The sequence below is a fragment of the Tepidibacillus infernus genome (assembly GCF_048898065.1).
Classification (GTDB): Bacteria; Bacillota; Bacilli; order Tepidibacillales; family Tepidibacillaceae; genus Tepidibacillus_B; species Tepidibacillus_B infernus.
In genome coordinates, this window is sequence record NZ_JBLWFI010000001.1 from 2,404,786 (window position 1) to 2,421,197 (window position 16,412).

Annotated in this window: 18 protein-coding genes, 1 tRNA gene, 1 other RNA gene and 1 pseudogene; 17 read left to right on the forward strand and 4 right to left on the reverse strand. The window is 34.4% G+C overall.

Features of this window, described 5'->3' with window-relative positions; genetic code table 11:
* Positions 1-197: 197 nt before the first annotated feature.
* Positions 198-1,321, reverse strand: a pseudogene (locus TEPIDINF_RS12025) (IS256 family transposase).
* Between the two features lie 21 nt (positions 1,322-1,342).
* On the opposite strand from TEPIDINF_RS12025, the gene TEPIDINF_RS12030 reads away from it, so the two are divergent.
* Positions 1,343-1,756: a tyrosine-type recombinase/integrase gene (locus TEPIDINF_RS12030; protein WP_421692088.1), complete on the forward strand. Its 414-nt coding sequence runs from the start codon at positions 1,343-1,345 to the stop codon at positions 1,754-1,756.
* A gap of 256 nt (positions 1,757-2,012) precedes the next feature.
* Here TEPIDINF_RS12030 and TEPIDINF_RS12035 read toward each other — a convergent pair whose 3' ends face one another.
* Positions 2,013-2,228, reverse strand: coding sequence for a hypothetical protein (locus tag TEPIDINF_RS12035; protein WP_069797869.1), 216 nt, complete (start codon positions 2,226-2,228; stop codon positions 2,013-2,015).
* Between the two features lie 30 nt (positions 2,229-2,258).
* Complete coding sequence (locus TEPIDINF_RS12040) at positions 2,259-2,441, reverse strand: aspartyl-phosphate phosphatase Spo0E family protein (RefSeq protein WP_421692089.1); 183 nt, start codon at positions 2,439-2,441, stop codon at positions 2,259-2,261.
* Positions 2,442-2,541: 100 nt separating this feature from the next.
* On the opposite strand from TEPIDINF_RS12040, the gene TEPIDINF_RS12045 reads away from it, so the two are divergent.
* The 12 genes from TEPIDINF_RS12045 to TEPIDINF_RS12100 all read left to right on the forward strand — a co-directional run bounded on the left by TEPIDINF_RS12045 (position 2,542) and on the right by TEPIDINF_RS12100 (position 11,990).
* Positions 2,542-3,495, forward strand: a complete 954-nt coding sequence (locus TEPIDINF_RS12045) for a tyrosine-type recombinase/integrase (RefSeq protein ID WP_421692090.1) — start codon at positions 2,542-2,544, stop codon at positions 3,493-3,495.
* A gap of 681 nt (positions 3,496-4,176) precedes the next feature.
* Positions 4,177-4,653, forward strand: a complete 477-nt coding sequence (gene tadA, locus TEPIDINF_RS12050; RefSeq protein ID WP_068726987.1) for a tRNA adenosine(34) deaminase TadA — start codon at positions 4,177-4,179, stop codon at positions 4,651-4,653.
* A 68-nt stretch (positions 4,654-4,721) separates the two neighbouring features.
* The gene (locus TEPIDINF_RS12055) at positions 4,722-5,519 is read left to right on the forward strand and encodes an undecaprenyl-diphosphate phosphatase (RefSeq protein ID WP_421692091.1); all 798 of its coding nucleotides are present in this window, start codon (positions 4,722-4,724) and stop codon (positions 5,517-5,519) included.
* Between the two features lie 54 nt (positions 5,520-5,573).
* Positions 5,574-5,665 (forward strand) — tRNA-Ser (locus TEPIDINF_RS12060).
* A gap of 147 nt (positions 5,666-5,812) precedes the next feature.
* Positions 5,813-6,077: signal recognition particle sRNA large type (gene ffs, locus TEPIDINF_RS12065), an RNA gene on the forward strand.
* A gap of 135 nt (positions 6,078-6,212) precedes the next feature.
* A complete protein-coding gene (locus TEPIDINF_RS12070) occupies positions 6,213-7,634 on the forward strand; it encodes an ATP-binding protein (RefSeq protein WP_082732539.1) in 1,422 nt (473 codons plus the stop codon).
* Positions 7,635-7,730: 96 nt separating this feature from the next.
* Entirely contained in the window at positions 7,731-9,416 is a 1,686-nt protein-coding gene (dnaX, locus tag TEPIDINF_RS12075; protein ID WP_421692092.1) for a DNA polymerase III subunit gamma/tau, read from the forward strand.
* 13 nt (positions 9,417-9,429) lie between these two features.
* On the forward strand, positions 9,430-9,741 hold the full coding sequence (locus tag TEPIDINF_RS12080; protein ID WP_421692093.1) for a YbaB/EbfC family nucleoid-associated protein: 312 nt from the start codon (positions 9,430-9,432) through the stop codon (positions 9,739-9,741).
* Between the two features lie 15 nt (positions 9,742-9,756).
* On the forward strand, positions 9,757-10,359 hold the full coding sequence (recR, locus tag TEPIDINF_RS12085) for a recombination mediator RecR (RefSeq protein ID WP_068726996.1): 603 nt from the start codon (positions 9,757-9,759) through the stop codon (positions 10,357-10,359).
* Between the two features lie 84 nt (positions 10,360-10,443).
* Positions 10,444-11,421 carry a CPBP family intramembrane glutamic endopeptidase gene (locus tag TEPIDINF_RS12090; RefSeq protein WP_421692094.1) on the forward strand — a complete coding sequence of 326 codons (978 nt, stop codon included), beginning with the start codon at positions 10,444-10,446 and terminating at the stop codon, positions 11,419-11,421.
* Between the two features lie 53 nt (positions 11,422-11,474).
* Positions 11,475-11,678: a DUF2508 family protein gene (locus TEPIDINF_RS12095; RefSeq protein ID WP_069797879.1), complete on the forward strand. Its 204-nt coding sequence runs from the start codon at positions 11,475-11,477 to the stop codon at positions 11,676-11,678.
* Positions 11,679-11,711: 33 nt separating this feature from the next.
* Positions 11,712-11,990, forward strand: coding sequence for a pro-sigmaK processing inhibitor BofA family protein (locus TEPIDINF_RS12100; RefSeq protein ID WP_068727000.1), 279 nt, complete (start codon positions 11,712-11,714; stop codon positions 11,988-11,990).
* A gap of 123 nt (positions 11,991-12,113) precedes the next feature.
* Here TEPIDINF_RS12100 and TEPIDINF_RS12105 read toward each other — a convergent pair whose 3' ends face one another.
* On the reverse strand, positions 12,114-12,620 hold the full coding sequence (locus TEPIDINF_RS12105; protein WP_421692095.1) for a hypothetical protein: 507 nt from the start codon (positions 12,618-12,620) through the stop codon (positions 12,114-12,116).
* 131 nt (positions 12,621-12,751) lie between these two features.
* Here TEPIDINF_RS12105 and TEPIDINF_RS12110 point away from each other — a divergent pair, with 131 nt between their 5' ends.
* The 4 genes from TEPIDINF_RS12110 (at position 12,752) to tmk (ending at position 16,411) form a co-directional block, all read left to right on the forward strand.
* Entirely contained in the window at positions 12,752-13,945 is a 1,194-nt protein-coding gene (locus TEPIDINF_RS12110; RefSeq protein ID WP_421692096.1) for a hypothetical protein, read from the forward strand.
* Positions 13,946-13,999: 54 nt separating this feature from the next.
* Positions 14,000-14,191 (forward strand): sigma factor G inhibitor Gin, encoded by a 192-nt coding sequence (locus TEPIDINF_RS12115; RefSeq protein WP_308789529.1) that lies wholly within the window; start codon positions 14,000-14,002, stop codon positions 14,189-14,191.
* A gap of 89 nt (positions 14,192-14,280) precedes the next feature.
* Entirely contained in the window at positions 14,281-15,744 is a 1,464-nt protein-coding gene (locus tag TEPIDINF_RS12120; protein WP_068727010.1) for an aminotransferase class I/II-fold pyridoxal phosphate-dependent enzyme, read from the forward strand.
* Between the two features lie 16 nt (positions 15,745-15,760).
* Entirely contained in the window at positions 15,761-16,411 is a 651-nt protein-coding gene (gene tmk, locus TEPIDINF_RS12125) for a dTMP kinase (RefSeq protein ID WP_068727702.1), read from the forward strand.
* The last annotated feature ends 1 nt before the right edge of the window (position 16,412 follow it).

Below are 16,412 nucleotides of genomic sequence, written 5' to 3' on the forward strand. Positions count from 1 at the left end.
AATCTATTAAAAATTTTAATTTTTTCTCTTTTTAGAAATTTTTGGTAGTGTCAAGAATTTTGTGTAATTCCGTGCTGGATATCCATCAGAATTTCCTGTATTATTTTTTTGCTTTAAATAGATTGAATATTCAGACAAGAATAGTTTAGTGTTAATAAAAATTGCTCATGTATTTTTAAAAAAAGTATTTGGGGGAGTTAGCCCTCATATCGTTGTTTAAACATAGTTTGTAATCAGCATTTAAATTTTGGATCGTTAGATAAACAATTTTCTCTACTGCTTTTATATCTGGAAGACTGTTCATTGGTCTTAGACGCTTACGAATATCTTTGTTTGTTCGCTCAATCCAATTTGTCGTATAAATTACACTTCGAATAGAGGTTGGGTAGTTTAGAAATGTGAGTAATACAGATAAATCGTTATCCCACGATTGAACTTCTTTTGGATATCTTTTATTCCATTTCTCTCGAAATTGCTCAAATTGGTTGAGTGCTTCTTGCATCGTGTTCGAACGATATACTGTTTTAAGATCCTCAGCAATCTCTGCTTGGTCTTTTTTACGTGCATGGTTTAGGGTATTTCTCACCTTATGAACAACGCATCTTTGCACGTCCGCTTTAGGATATACGGATTTGAAGGCTTCTTCTAAACCAGCAAGTCCATCAAATACGCCAAGAAGAATTTCTTTTAATCCGCGCTTATATAGGTCCTGGAGGATTTCTTGCCAGCCCAAAGAACTTTCGTTACCACCGACATAGAAACCAAGAACTTCCCGAAATCCGTCTTCGTTAACTCCAACAACTAGATAAATAACTTCTTTCGCAACTACGTCGCGGCGAACTTTAGTGTAAATACCATCTAGATATAAAACTGAGTACCTTTTATTCAGTGTTCGTTTTTGCCACTGTTCAATGTCTTCGAGAACGATATTCGTAATATTACTAACGGTCGTTGGTGAGTAAGAAGAACCTAGGATTTTCTCGATAAACTTACCAATTTCACGTGTGCTCATGCCACTTTGATACATCTTAATAATGGCATCTTCAAGCCATCCATCTCGGCGTTGATAGGGTTCGAAGACTTGAGTTTGAAATTCACCCATACGATCACGTGGAACTGTAAGGTTCTCAATACGACCATATCGAGTATCTAGTGATCGATGATAGTACCCATTTTTACTATCTTCAAGATCAGGTCTTTCGACCTTAAGAAAGTTGTTTATTTCTTCTTTCATGATGAGTTCAATTTTTTCTTTAATGAAGTCGCTTATAATATTTTCTAGTTGAATAGAGAGCTCGGAATTCGTTATACTAGATGACATAGTAGGGTATCTCCTCACGTTATGGAATCTCGTCAATTCCGAGGATATCCTACTTTATTTATTTCGCCAAGAGCTTACACAAAATATTTTATATCATCGCTGGAAGCACTCATTAAAGAAAATAAAAAATATAATTTTAAAGAAGATAATTATTTATTCGTAAATGTAAAAACCGGTGAAAAATATCAATTGGACGCTTTTAGGAAAGCCCTTAAAAAATATTCAGAAATAGCTGGATTAGAATCAACATTATCACCGCATATGTTTAGGCATTATTTTGCCACTTCTTACATAAAAAATGGCGGAGATATTTTTGAACTCAAGGAACTATTGAACCATAAAAATGTTCAAACAACAATCAGATATGTTACCAGTAACAAAGAGCATATAAAAAATTCCCATCTAAAATATTCACCAATAAACCAAATCACATGAGGAGCAGTCTACAGGAGATTGCTCTTTTTTGTTATTATCTTTTGATTTTATTTTAATAAAATACACCCTTTATAATTAGACCGTAAGAGGATATAATAATAAATGGGACAAATTATTACGTTAAACCGTTGGAGTACAAGGATTTTTCATTTTCTTAATAACACTAACAGTTTCCTAAACTGCAGGTCGGAGGTTCGAATCCTCTCGGGCACACCATTTGAAAATATAACTACAACAAGGGTTAAGGGTTTTCTCCTTATCCTTGTTTTTTTGTTGGTAAATGACAATTTTTTTCTTTTATCTGTTTTAACCTTTCTTCAATTAAGTCTATTTTCATCCATAATTCTAATCTTTGTTCTGAATGACAATATTCACTATTTAAAATGCGAAAAATGATCTTTATTTCTTCTTCTAATACTTTAATTTGATTTGTTGTAGCAATCCTTTTTTTAAATTCATTACTAATTTCCATCTAGCTCACACTTTCTGAAATAAATAAATACTATTGTTTTATCTTTTGAAATAGGACAATATATTTATCTAATTTAGCGCTTAGTTTATAAACTTTTGGGTGTGTGAAGCTTTTTTCCTGATCAAAGTATTTTTCCACCTTCATACCTAGATAATTTATTCTTATTAATAAGATTCTTTTAAATAGGGTTAGCAAAAAAATCTTTTTTCTCATTTGTTAAAACTCCTAAATAATTTCAAATTTTGTATAAATAATCTTTGTGGATGTCGTACAATGTAAGTTGTTCGACAAAAACAAGGAGGAAAAACAAGTAATGCTGCCTCAAAAAATCATGACACCTAAGATCAATTACATTGATCGCATCCAGGAATATTCAGATGAACAAATCATCAGCATGTTCTTAACCACAACATGCCATCGTTCTCAGTACACACGTCGGAACTACAGCCGAGCTATTGACCAGTTCCGTCAATTTATTACTTTCAAACCATTGCGTCAAGTGACATGGCGGGAAATTGAAATGTATAAGATTGCCTTAGAGCAAGGGTTTTTGAGCAAGAGTTGCAAACCTCTAGCTCCTGCCGCCGTAGCCAGTCTCATCGCTCCGTTGCGATCCCTATATAAATGGGGAAGTGATTCCAATATCGGCGTTTTTTCTCATAATCCGACCACCTCTGTACATACACCTAAAGTGCCGATTAATAGCAAAAATCACTATCTGACCAAAAGAGAGGTTACTTACCTGTTGCACCAACTAAAAAAACAAGGAGAACGTGATTATCTAATTGGTATCAGCCTTATCTTATTGGGACTGCGAGTGTCTGAACTAGTTTCTATTCAATGGGGACATTTTCATTCCGATCCGACGGAAACATCTATGTGGCTTACAGTGTTGGAGGGGAAGGGAGGAAAACAGCGTGAAGTTAAAGTGCCGCAAACATTGTGGAACATGTTGTCTCTTCACTTTCAACTACAAGGAAAATCTCAAGACCCGGATCAACGAATTTTCCCTCTCACGGTTAGACAAGTTGAGCGTATTATTCAAAAAGCTCGTGAACAAAGCAACATACAGAAAAAAGTATCTCCTCATTGGTTACGGCATACTAATGCTACGCTAGCTCTACTTCATGGAGCTTCATTGCAACAAGTTCAGGAGACCCTTGGACATGCCCAGATCACTACCACCCAACGTTATCTACATACCGTAGAACAAATGAAAAAAGCAGCGCCTGATTTCGTGGAAGACTACTTAAAAGACATCCTTTAGTTGCTAGATACAATTAAGTTATATATTTTCGTAGCCAATATTATTTTTATGGGGTATAATATGAAAAAATTATCTAATCGAGTCGTATTTTAATAAATAATGTCGAACAACTTACATTGTACGACATCATGCATATGAGTAAAATAATATATTAAGTATTTCCAAAAATTAAAAATTATTTCCCAATCAATTAAGAAAAGGTTTGTATATTCCATCACACTCCGTCATCCGTGCCCTTCTATGAATAAAGTTTAAGGAGAGAAGATCATTTCTGAAGGTCTTAGCTTATGGAATATTCAAAAAAAACGCCGAAAAAATTCGGCGTTTTGGTATAAAAAGTAACAGGATTTTTATTTTTTAAAAAAAGATTTACAATATGGAGTGAATAGAGTTTAGAAACAAAAAAAATTGGGAAAAAGCTGGTCTAGGAGCTTTCTCCCAAAAGGATGGAGTAAGTATATGTGAAGGTAAGGCGGCCTTAGTTAAGGCAAGCTAAGCAAGTTAGCTTTTAGAAGAATTATTTTCTTCTTGATCTAAGAATAAAACGAAACGAAGAAGAATACAACAATTTTGTTCATTAGTTCACAAAGTGTTCAAAAGATATTGACGAATTTTTGGCAAAGTGTATACGATTATAAAATATTATGGTTAGCCACATATAGAAAGTTAGGTGTCTATTCTATGCTTGATTCTGATATTGGATATATGAAAGAAGCTTTACTTGAAGCAAAAAAGGCTGAAGTCTTGGGAGAAGTTCCAATAGGAGCGGTGATTGTTAAAGATGGCACAATCATTGCGAAGGGACATAATTTAAGGGAAACGTTAAAAGATCCTACTGCTCATGCAGAAATCATTGCGATAAGAGAAGCAAGTAAAAGACTTGGCGGTTGGCGTTTACATGGTTGTACCTTATATGTAACGCTAGAACCTTGTCAGATGTGTGCAGGAGCATTGATTCAGTCTAGGGTTGATCGAGTCGTTTATGGAGCAAAGGATCTTAAAGCAGGGGCAGCCGGATCATTATTAAATTTGTTAAATGATGAACGATTTAACCATCAAGTTTCTATTGAATCAGGTGTTTTAGAAGAAGAATCTGCCCATCTTTTAAAAATCTTTTTCAAAAACTTAAGAAAAGGAAAAGAAGATTCTAAATCATAACCTCTTGTCCCTTATATATAAGATAAGGTATGATGAAAAAGTATTATTTGTTGGCTTGGAGGGGAATTATGGAGGAGCTTATTAGGGCGATCATACTTGGGATTATTCAGGGATTAACAGAGTTTTTACCTGTTAGTTCTACAGGCCATTTGTTACTGGCAAGGAATCTGTTTGGCTTATCTGAAGCAGGTTTATTTTTAGATACAATGTTACATTTTGGAACATTAGTTGCCGTTTTTGTTGTTTTTTGGGATGATATCATTCAATTACTAAGAAAACCATTTAGTAAATTAGCACTTTTAATTATAGTAGGGACGATTCCAACCGCAATCATAGGCTTAACCTTTGAAGATTTTTTTGAGGAAATTTCAAAAACTGGGGTTACAGTTGGCTGGGAATTTTTATTTACTGGTTTTATTTTATGGCTTGCTGAGACTGCGAAGAAAAGAGGACATAAGAAGATAGACCATATCCAATATAAAGATGCCCTTATTATCGGGACCTTGCAAGGTGCAGCGATTTTACCAGCGATTTCAAGGTCAGGATTAACCATTGCTGGAGCTTTATACCGTGGTATCGAAAAAGAAACAGCAGCTCGGTTTTCCTTTTTAATTTCTATTCCTGCTATTTTAGGTGCTGTGGTGTTACAAGGTTTAAAATTATTCAGTGGTAAAGAGATAGAGTCTCTCCATGCAATTGGGGTGATTCCCCTTATAGTTGCAACTTTATCAGCTGCTTTGTCCGGTTATTATGCCATAAAGTGGATGTTGAGGGTTATTCAAAAAGGTTCTTTAAAGGTTTTCTCTATTTACGTGTGGATTTTAGGTATAGGGATTCTAATTGCACAATTTTTTGGGAAATGGTAAATTGTTCTACCTATTGAAATTAATTTATGAAGATGCTAAAATATCAAAGTTAGTGGAGAGGTGTCCGAGTGGCTTAAGGTGACGGTCTCGAAAACCGTTGTACGGTATTAGCCGTACCGTGGGTTCAAATCCCACCCTCTCCGCCATAGTTACATATGATAACCGAAACCTCCAATTAATGAGAGGTTTTATTTGTCTCCTAAGTCATTGATTTCCACTTGAATAAAGCAGAAGGAATCGTTATAATAAAATATGCACCTTTTAAAGGTCACTAAATTTTAATAACAAGTTTGTCGTGCTAGATGGGGAGGTAGCGGTGCCCTGTAACCCGCAATCCGCTATAGCGGGGTTGAATTCCTATTAGCGGGCATCTCCATGTAAGGTCTGACTTATGCAAGTGGTGTTGACAGTTGGGTCCTACGCAACGGAAACCCATGAACCCCGTCAGGTCCGGAAGGAAGCAGCGGTAAGTGGAATTTTTCGTGTGTTGTGGGGTTGCCTAGCTTGAGCTAACTACATGAGTTCGCTTGGATGGGATGTTCAATAATAGGTGCACGGCTTTAATATATAATCAATCAATTACACCTTTTGATAGGTGTTTTTTTGTCCCCTTATATCAGAAAAGTATCACTTTGGAAAAAGAAGGATTTTAAATAGGTGAGGTCGAATTAGTAAATAAAAAGGGGGGATTGAATGAAGGATGTAAATTTCAAATTACATATGAATGGGGAGAATTTCCTCCAATATATACACGAATCTCCAATTGGCTATTTAATTATTGATGGAAATGGATTAATTAAGGCGATCAACCCAATTTTACTTCATGCTACTTACTATAGTGAAGAAGAACTTCTAAATCAACCCTTTTCTAAACTTCTTTATTTTGAAGGAACAGCAGAGGAATTCATTAAGAAGCTTTCTAAGTTCCGATCTGAAAATTCTTTAAGATTATCATGGAAGGATGTCAATGGAAAACCATGTTATAGTAAAGTTTTGGTTTGGGAAAACAAGCAGGGAACAAAAATGTATGCAATCGCCTTTTTGGATATTCACAAAGAAAGATATCCCAGCTTAGTATCCCGTTTTGCAGAAAACTTTGTATCAGATATTAATATTGGCCTTATTGTGATTGACCAATCTTTTCATATCGTAGAGATTAGTTCTTTAGCTTGTAAGTTATTAAATGTTTCAAAGAATGAAGTGGTCAATAAATCGATTGACGAGGTATTTTTTGATGTTCCTGATGAACATCGAATTGTACAACGTACATTATTAAATGGAATTACTGTAAAAAATCAGGCAATCGCTTGGTCAAGTAACCAGCAAAAGTTTGACCTTTTAGTCGATTCAAATATTATTAGGGATGAAACGGGGCATATTGTCGGAGCCTATGTTATTTTTAAAGATGTTACTAATTTAAGGTCTTTGGAACAACAGGTTAGGCAAAGTGACCGGTTGGCAACAATCGGACAAATCGCTGCCGGAACTGCGCATGAAATAAGAAATCCCCTAACGTCCATCAAAGGCTTTTTACAAATATTAAAAACAGTTTTGGTAAAAAATCAGCTTAATAATGAAATAGAATATACTGATATCATGTTATCAGAGATTGAACGAATCAATAAATTGGTAAATGAAATCCTATTATTAAGTAAGCCTAAAGATGTGATTTATCAAGCGCTTGATATCAATACAGTATTAAAACAACTTTATCCTATTATTCAAAATGAGGGTTTATTACATGGTATTGAAGTAAACTATGATTTAACGGAATCCTTACCTCTGGTTATTGCGGATTCTGAATTATTAAAACAAGTCTTTCTAAACGTCTCTAAAAATGGAATCGAGGCAATGTCAGAGGGAGGAATATTGAATATTTCTACAAAAATAGATGAGGAAAATAAAAGGGTTGAGATTGCGATTCATGATAACGGTCCAGGAATTCCCAATTATATAGCAGATAAAATATTTGAGCCATTTTTTACAACGAAGCCTACAGGTACGGGATTAGGTCTCTCTATTTGCCAAAAAATCATACATGATCTAGGTGGATCTATTCGTGTCTCAACAAAAGGGTTCGGTACAACCTTCCAAATTTCCCTTCCTTTTCATTAAAAGTATTTCCCTTGCTTAAAGCGAGGGTTTTTCTTTTGAAAAGATCGATATTTACTTGTATAATGAATGAGATAATAAAAAATTGAGGTGTAGAAGATGGCCTATTTAGCGTTATATCGTGCTTGGCGTCCTCAAACATTTGAAGACGTTATAGGTCAAGAACATATAACCCAAACCCTTCAAAATGCACTAAGAGAAAACCGATTTTCCCATGCTTACCTTTTTAGTGGCCCAAGAGGAACGGGAAAGACAAGTACAGCAAAAATTTTTGCTAAGGCAGTAAACTGTGAATTAGGGCCTAGAGAAGAACCTTGTAATCAATGTAAAACATGTATAGGTATCACAAAGGGCTTTAATATGGATGTAGTGGAGATTGATGCTGCTTCTAACCGTGGTGTTGAGGAAATCAGAGACCTTCGGGAAAAAGTAAAGTTTGCACCTACTGAGGCAAGGTACAAGGTTTATATTATTGATGAAGTTCATATGTTAACTACAGAAGCATTTAATGCTTTATTAAAAACATTGGAGGAGCCCCCTAGCCACGTTATCTTTATTTTGGCAACAACTGAACCCCATAAATTGCCTCTAACCATCATTTCAAGATGTCAACGATTCGATTTTAGAAGAGTTTCTGTCGAGGCGATGGTTAGAAGACTAAGTTATATTTCTGACGATAAAGGATATCAGATTACAAAAGAAGCCTTATCGTTGATAGCCTTGCAATCTGAGGGTGGAATGCGTGATGCTTTAAGTCTTCTTGATCAGGTTTTAGCATTTAGTGGGGATGAAATTACAGTTGAAGATGTGTTAAGGGTAACTGGCAGAGTTTCATATCAGGAATTTTCACGGTTAGCCGCAAGTATTCTTAAAAGGGAAACAACAAATGTATTACAACAAGTTTCTCAATTACTACAAGAGGGAAAAGATCCAGAAAAATTACTTGAAGATTTATTATTTTATTATCGTGACTTATTACTCTATAAATCAGCACCATCACTTGAACAAATCAAAGAAAAGCCATTGATTGATGATCAATTTCCCCAAGTGGCAAACAGTTATAGCAATGAACAGTTATTCCAAACGATTGAAACGCTAAATCAATATTTAAATGAAATGAAATGGACGAATCAATCACAAATCATTTTAGAACTAGCTTTAGTTAAGGTATCTACCTCTCATCAAAATCAAGACGGACAGTTAAATAGTAAAGAACTAGATGAATTAAAAAGCAAAATAAAAGAATTGGAAAGTAAGCTAGAGCATATTCACCAAGCAGAGGCTATTGAAACAGTAAAGGTTGATCATAGACCTATAACACCTTCGCTACATCATCCAACAAATGGGCAAGTTGTTAAACGTCTATTGCAATGGAAATCTTCTTTTTCAGAAGAACGATATCAAAAGCTATTACAAGTGTGGCCCAAAATTTTACAGACTGTAAAACAGAGGAAAATTACGGTACATGCTTGGCTCGTAGATGGGGAGCCAGTTGCGATCTCTTCTGACACTATTGTTATTTCTTTTAAAAACATGATGCATCGCGATACAACAGATAAGCCTTCACATCGTCAATTAATTGAGCAGATCATTCTAGATGTTTTAGGTCAGCCTTTTCATATTTATAATATCATGCAAAAAGATTGGCAACGTTTCCTGGAAGAAAACCAAGATGAAGGTACTCAATCCCTACAGGAAGAACAGGGAGATTCTGATGAAGATGATGAAATCGTAAAGAAAGCGATTGAGCTTTTTGGAGAGGATTTAATTGTAATCAAAGATTAGGAGGACGAAAGAAATGAAAAATATGAATCAAATGATGAAACAAGTTAAAAAAATGCAACAGCAAATGGAGAAAGCGCAAGAGGAATTGAAAAATAAAACGGTGCAATCCAGTGCTGGTGGAGGAATGGTGACAGTTGTGGCTAATGGTCACAAAGAGATTGTTAGTATTGAAATCAAACAAGAGGTAGTTGACCCTGATGATATCGAAATGCTTCAAGATTTGGTGATGACTGCGATTAATGATGCATTAAAGCAAGCTGATCAATTAATCGCACAGGATTTAGGGAAATATACCAGCGGTTTAAATATTCCAGGAATTTTCTAGGAAAAAGGAGTACTTATGCAATATTACTATCCAGAGCCTATAGCAAAATTGATTGATGGGTTTTCAAAGCTTCCAGGTATAGGCCCAAAGACAGCACAACGTTTAGCATTTTATGCGATAACCATGCAAGAACAAGATGTATTAGATTTAGCAAAAGCTTTAGTACATGTTAAAAAAGACTTACATTATTGTTCTGTTTGCCAGAATATTACAGATGTAGATCCTTGTCATATCTGCCAAGATAAAACAAGAGATCGGTCTGTCATTTGCGTTGTTCAAGATCCTAAAGATGTTATCGCGATGGAGAGGACGAGAGAATTCAATGGAATGTACCATGTTCTCAATGGGGTTATTTCTCCAATGGAAGGCATTGGGCCTGAAGAATTAAAAGTAAAAGAATTATTGGTTCGATTAGGGGATGAACAAGTAAAAGAATTAATTTTGGCTACTAACCCTAACATAGAAGGGGAGGCAACAGCAATGTATCTATCTAAGCTAGTTAAACCATTTGGCTTAAAGGTTACTCGAATTGCCCATGGATTACCTGTAGGTGGCGATCTGGAATATGCAGATGAGGTTACCTTAACAAAGGCGCTTGAGGGAAGAAGAGAGTTGTGAATCTTTTAAGTCAAAATTAAAATATAAAAAGGCAGGTTTTTCCTGTCTTTTCTTTTGTATGTAAAATAATCAGGAGGTGAGCGAGTGACAGAATTATCTATAAATCCTATGATTGACCATCGTAAAGGAAAATTAGACAAAATAGAAAACTTTTTGGCCATTTTATTGCTTTTGGGTTTTATTTTAGGGATTATTTTGCAATATTCCACTTTAGAGTTTATCCCAACTAATGATGATAACTGGCGTATAGAGATTTTAGCAGAGCAATATTACCAATCATTTCATCATATCCTATTATTGTTGTCTCTGATATTAACTATTTTACCTTCATTTTTCTTTATTCCTACCTCTCTCCGTATGCAATCCCAGTTCATGGGAAGCAGAATCTATAGAGGTAGGGATTTTTTAAGGTTTATTGGTTGGTCGCAATCCCTTCTGGGTATCTTTTATTTCGTTTCATTTTTTATACCGAGCTACATGTTAGAAAATCAAATATATTTATTATTTGAGCCTTTTATTGCCCATATATTTATGTTATTCGCATTTCTTTTGACTGTATTTCATAAAAGACAAGGGATTGGGTTGCAAACAGGCTTTTCTTGGTTTAAGGCACTTATTTTTATTATTGTTATCTATCTTTCTATTGGATTATTTATTGATCTTTTAGTTACAGAACCGATAGCTAAACTATTTGATTTGGAATTGGTATCATGGCGGGAAGAGCAAATTTCTCAAGAAATTTTAGGCGCTAGTCAAAATGGTTGGTTAGGTTCTATTTTTGAAATTTTAATGATTGGTTTATTGGTGCCGATTGCAGAAGAAATTATGTTCAGAGGTCTTATACAAACCATTATTCATCGAAAGCTGGGAAAATGGGTTGGGATGATCCTAACCGCATTATTGTTTGCTCTCATTCATGTTGATCTTTCATTATTAGCACCTTTATTTGTGATTGGGATGGTATTAAGTTGGCTAAAAGTTTATTTTAATAGTTTATGGCCTCCTATTATGTTTCATATTTTAATGAATAGCATTTCTACATTTATCTATTTAATTCAATAGCATATTCATCCTCTTTCTCATCTATATATGTAATAGGAGAAGGAGGGGCCGATATGGACATAGCTAAAAAAAACAAGGAACTGTTGGATGAAATACAAGAAGCAAAAGATGAATGGAAACGAGCACTCATGCAATTTGAATACGCAGAACATCCAGATGCAATTGATTTTTCAGCATTTTATATCCAAGCAGCCGAAAGAAGATATATGTACCTTTTAAACAAATATAAACAATGGATGAGTGAAAATGGTTTATAGGTTAGAAAAAGGGAAGCAGAGGAGGGGTCAAATATGGTTGGCTTAGGTTTAGGCTGGTGGTTTTTAATCCTAATTGTTGGCCTTACGATTGTCGTATTTTTTGGACAAACTTTGTTAAGATTACTCAAATGGGGATGGTTTGCCCTTATTCGGGTTGCGATTGGCGCTTTATTAATCTTTCTTTTTAATTTAATCGGACAACTTATAGCTTTTCAAATCCCATTAAATCCAATCACGGCGGTCATAAGTGGGGTGTTAGGAATACCAGGCGTATTAGCTTTGGCAATCATCAAATGGCTTATCATTCTCTGATAAACAAACTTAAGGAGCTAACCCTTTGGTTAGCTCCTCACTGCTCTTACTTCTTTTATTTCTGATTCAATTTTTTTTTTTGTTCAATTATGAGATAATTCCTTTCATTCGGCTTTATTGTATTCAATCTGTTTTATATACGGAGATCCCAAAAGGCTCATACTTGATAAGGATATTACTATTTTTAAGTAGAGTTACTTTAATGAAAAGAAATAAGCGAAATATAAATAAGGATAATACAAAAATAATTGAAAATAATATAGAAAAACTAGGAAACCAAAGAATAAACCATATGGAAGAAAAGCAACCTATAAAAAGATAACTTAATTCAAATTGATAGTATTCATGTAACGTTAACATCTTAGCAGGGGTTAAGCCAAACCAAGGAAGATAAGGGAACCTTAATTTGATCCCTTTTTTAAAAAAATGTAGATACCATATACCCCAAAAAAGGTAGAGAAGATAGTAGATCATCAGCAAAAGAAACATCTCTGCCCATGCGATGTAGGTTACCATCAGAATTGTTGTCAGTAATCCTTCAAATAACATGGTTAAGTATAAGGTTAACCATATGGGTTTTCTACGAAAACGAAAGAGGAGCTGATAATTGAAAACAATTCGATCGTCCATTAACAATCTCCTTATCCTTTTTACTCTTTTTTATATTTTATCTTAAATTGAGTGGTTCGTTCACTCATTTTTTTTAAAGACACGATACAATATTTTCTTGACATCATAGAAAGGAGAAAAGAAGTTTCACCATGAATCAAGTCAAAGTGCCAATCGCAAACATGAAAAACGGTAAGGAAAAGCTATCGATAGGTATATTAGTTAAAGATGAAGACCATATCAATTTAGATGAAATGCTAAAGAATGATATTTTATCTCATTTGCAAATCAACCTGTTTAATATGAAGTATCAAAATACAGAAATAGTCAATCAAGAACTCCTTACACTTTTTTTAAAAGAATCTTCCATTTTAATGCTACATCTAACGGAGAAACAACAGCTTCTTTCCTATATAAAGAAATGGAGTGATCATCATACAAATGGTTTGCTTATTTTAAGTTCTCCTATAGAGATTGGGATGGCAAACCATATTTATCATTGGTTACAGAGGAAGGGGAAAAAAATTGAAGTGGCTGTATTGCCAATGCTCTCTTTTTTTTTCCAAAGCAATCAGAAACAACCCAATTTTTTCCTATTAGGGGGAAAATCCAATGGTTCGATGACGAGAAAATTTAGAAGGGAAATAGCTAAATTAAACATCCCCTTTTTGTTTACAAGTTGCAAGGAGACGGAGCTTATTTCTATTGCTTTAGATTTTTATTATGCATTCAGAAAAGCGTTTATCTTAGATTTAGAGCAGATAGCCGTAGAGCAAAAGGTAGATGTTGAAGTACTTAAAAAAGGTTTAAAAATGATCCCTGAATATGATTACTTTCCACCTTATCATGAAGAACAGACAAAAAAGTTGATCCAAACTTTAATCTTATTACAAAGAATAGAAAAAAAACCAAACTTGTTTGTACGTTTAATATATAAAAAGATAAAAGAGGATTTCATGTGGCCTATTCAACAAATTGTAGAATTAAAAAGAGTACATTCTATCAATAGGGTTACTGTATATGGATACAATGAGGATATATTAGTTAGGTTAACTCACTTGCCTTTTCAGCAGATTATGGTCTTTACTCCCATCTCTCATAAAATTCATAAGAGAATTGTATCTCCTAAAATTGAATACATCAGTGACCTTTATCAAGCTGCTCAACAAACAGATTTGATCTTATTTTTAAGTAGCTTAAATGTAATCTCCACCATTTCATTGCAACGTTTGGGAAACTATGTTTCTAAAAAAATAATCATTGACCCTTTGAACCTTTTCGAGATCGATGAAATGAAGGCGTTAAAATGGACGTATATTTCAAAAGGAAGGGTGAAATATGTATAATCTAAGATTTCATGGAAATAATTGTGCAAAAGAGAGTAGAGGAGGCATGCACTATTGGATACAAAAGTTAAAACAAGTACTTATATATGTATCATGTGTGGGCGAAGAAAAAAGAAAGGAATTAAGATTCATAGTGGATTTATTTGTAGTCATTGTGAAGAAGAGATTGTTCATACAGATGTAAGTGATGAGAAATATCCCTTTTTTATCCAACAAATGAAAAAAGTCTGGATAAATAATGGGTGATAGGCGGAGACTTGGTAATCAGTTTCTGCCTTTTTTATGATAAAATAATGACAAGAATAGATATTCACATTGATATCAAAGGAGTTAATATGAGCAAAGTAAAGGCTCCATTATTTGAAAAGTTGTTATCTCACTATCAGAGTAATCCGGTATCTTTTCATGTACCAGGTCATAAAACGGGGCAAGGATTTCCTTCTTTTGGGAAAAAAGTTTTCCAAGACCTGTTAAAAATCGATATGACTGAAATTTCAGGGTTAGACGATCTGCACCAACCTAATGGGGTCATTTTAGAAGCAGAGAAAAAAGCAGCCTCATTATTTAAAGCAGATCAAACGTTTTTTCTCGTCAACGGAAGTACAGCTGGAAATCTAGCCATGATCCTTGCGACTTGCCAGCCGGGGGACAAAATCATTGTTCAAAGAAATGTTCATAAATCTGTTATTCATGGAATGATATTAGCAAGAGCAGTACCTGTTTATATTGACAGCGAAATGATTCCCTCATTAGGTATACCAGGAAGCATCTCACTTCATACTTTGAAAGAAGTTCTTAAGAACCATTCAGATGCAAAAGCGATCTTTTTAATGAATCCAAATTATTATGGGATTGGTATTGATTTGACAGAAATTATTAATCTAGCTCATCTTTATCAGATACCTGTTTTAGTTGATGAAGCTCATGGGGCACATTTTGGTTTTCATCCTGATTTCCCCAAGTCTGCTATACAAATGGGGGCAGATGTTGTTGTACAATCGACACATAAAATGTTGTCTGCGATGACAATGGGTTCTATGCTCCATGTTAAAGGGACATTGATAGAGATTGACCGTTTAAAATTTTTCCTTTCCATGGTTCAAAGTTCTAGTCCATCTTATCCAATTATGGCCTCTTTAGATTTGGCAAGACAAGGGATAGAAGAACATGGAGAAACATTATGGAAAGAAATTTTACAAGGATTAGATTGGTTTTTAGAACAGACTCATTCCTTTCAATCTATTAGGTTACATCATCGAATCGCTAGTTACTACTATCAGGATCCATTGAAATTGATTATCCATGGCATAATAGGGAATATATCAGGCTTTGTTATTCAAGAATTGCTAGAGGAAAAGGGGATTTATCCAGAACTATCTGACTTATTCAATACATTGTTAATTACTAGTTATGGAACAACAATAGATGATTTAAAACGTTTATTGATCGTATTAAAAGAGATTGAACAACAACTCCCATTATTATCCAAAAAAAGCAACGAGAAGGATTTTACAAAGACTTTCACTGATTATCCCAAAAATAAGTTTAATGAAAGTAAGGTTTCTTTAGAACAAATATTATATGGTAGATCTACCACTGTACCTTTAGAACAAGCTGCTGGGAAAATTGCTGCGGAAATGGTTATCCCTTACCCTCCTGGAATTCCAGTGGTACAATTAGGTGAAGAAATGACTCAAGAAATGATAAATTACCTGATTGCATTAAAAAATCAAGGGGCAAAATTTCAAGGTGTTTTAGACCATCAATTGAAAAATATCAAAGTATTAGAAGGAAAATGATTTGGAGGAAACCAATTTGAAAGGTATTTTCGTAAGCTTTGAAGGTCCTGATGGAGCAGGAAAAACGACCCAACTTCATCTTTTAGCTGATTATCTAATAAGTAAGGGTTATGATGTGGTGACAACGAGAGAGCCTGGTGGGACTTTTATCAGTGATCAGATTAGACATATTATTCTTCATCCTGAACATAAAGAATTAAAAGATCAGACAGAAGTATTACTGTATGCTGCGTCAAGAGCGCAATTAGTACAAGAAAAGATCATTCCAGCTTTGAACGAGGGGAAGATCGTTCTATGTGATCGGTATATCGATGCTAGTATTGCATATCAAGCATATGGCTTAGGAATTGAGCGTCAAACCGTTCAACTTATCAATCTTTTTGCTACCTCACATTTGTGGCCTGACCGGACTTATCTTTTAGATATTAAACCAGAGGTTTCAAAAAGTAGGTTAATGAACAGAGGAGTAGGGGAATTTGGAAATGGCTTAGATCGAATTGAACAGAAGCAACTTGAATATCATAGGCGTGTCTATCATGGGTTTTTAACATTGGCAGATGAAGATCCAAAACGTATATTAAAAGTAGAAGCAGATCAAGCAAAAGAAGGAATATTTCAGGTGATTAAAGAAGATTTTATAAAAATACTTAAAAAGAAGGAGGAATAGA

Excerpts from the sequence above, each read along its gene's own strand:
- TEPIDINF_RS12030 (WP_421692088.1), top strand. The coding sequence starts at position 1,343 with ATGGAATCTCGTCAATTCCGAGGATATCCTACTTTATTTATTTCGCCA.
- TEPIDINF_RS12035 (WP_069797869.1), bottom strand. The coding sequence starts at position 2,228 with ATGGAAATTAGTAATGAATTTAAAAAAAGGATTGCTACAACAAATCAA.
- TEPIDINF_RS12040 (WP_421692089.1), bottom strand. The coding sequence starts at position 2,441 with ATGAGAAAAAAGATTTTTTTGCTAACCCTATTTAAAAGAATCTTATTA.
- TEPIDINF_RS12045 (WP_421692090.1), top strand. The coding sequence starts at position 2,542 with ATGCTGCCTCAAAAAATCATGACACCTAAGATCAATTACATTGATCGC.
- tadA (WP_068726987.1), top strand. The coding sequence starts at position 4,177 with ATGCTTGATTCTGATATTGGATATATGAAAGAAGCTTTACTTGAAGCA.
- TEPIDINF_RS12055 (WP_421692091.1), top strand. The coding sequence starts at position 4,722 with ATGGAGGAGCTTATTAGGGCGATCATACTTGGGATTATTCAGGGATTA.
- TEPIDINF_RS12070 (WP_082732539.1), top strand. The coding sequence starts at position 6,213 with ATGAAGGATGTAAATTTCAAATTACATATGAATGGGGAGAATTTCCTC.
- dnaX (WP_421692092.1), top strand. The coding sequence starts at position 7,731 with ATGGCCTATTTAGCGTTATATCGTGCTTGGCGTCCTCAAACATTTGAA.
- TEPIDINF_RS12080 (WP_421692093.1), top strand. The coding sequence starts at position 9,430 with ATGAAAAATATGAATCAAATGATGAAACAAGTTAAAAAAATGCAACAG.
- recR (WP_068726996.1), top strand. The coding sequence starts at position 9,757 with ATGCAATATTACTATCCAGAGCCTATAGCAAAATTGATTGATGGGTTT.
- TEPIDINF_RS12095 (WP_069797879.1), top strand. The coding sequence starts at position 11,475 with ATGGACATAGCTAAAAAAAACAAGGAACTGTTGGATGAAATACAAGAA.
- TEPIDINF_RS12100 (WP_068727000.1), top strand. The coding sequence starts at position 11,712 with ATGGTTGGCTTAGGTTTAGGCTGGTGGTTTTTAATCCTAATTGTTGGC.
- TEPIDINF_RS12105 (WP_421692095.1), bottom strand. The coding sequence starts at position 12,620 with ATGGACGATCGAATTGTTTTCAATTATCAGCTCCTCTTTCGTTTTCGT.
- TEPIDINF_RS12110 (WP_421692096.1), top strand. The coding sequence starts at position 12,752 with ATGAATCAAGTCAAAGTGCCAATCGCAAACATGAAAAACGGTAAGGAA.
- TEPIDINF_RS12120 (WP_068727010.1), top strand. The coding sequence starts at position 14,281 with ATGAGCAAAGTAAAGGCTCCATTATTTGAAAAGTTGTTATCTCACTAT.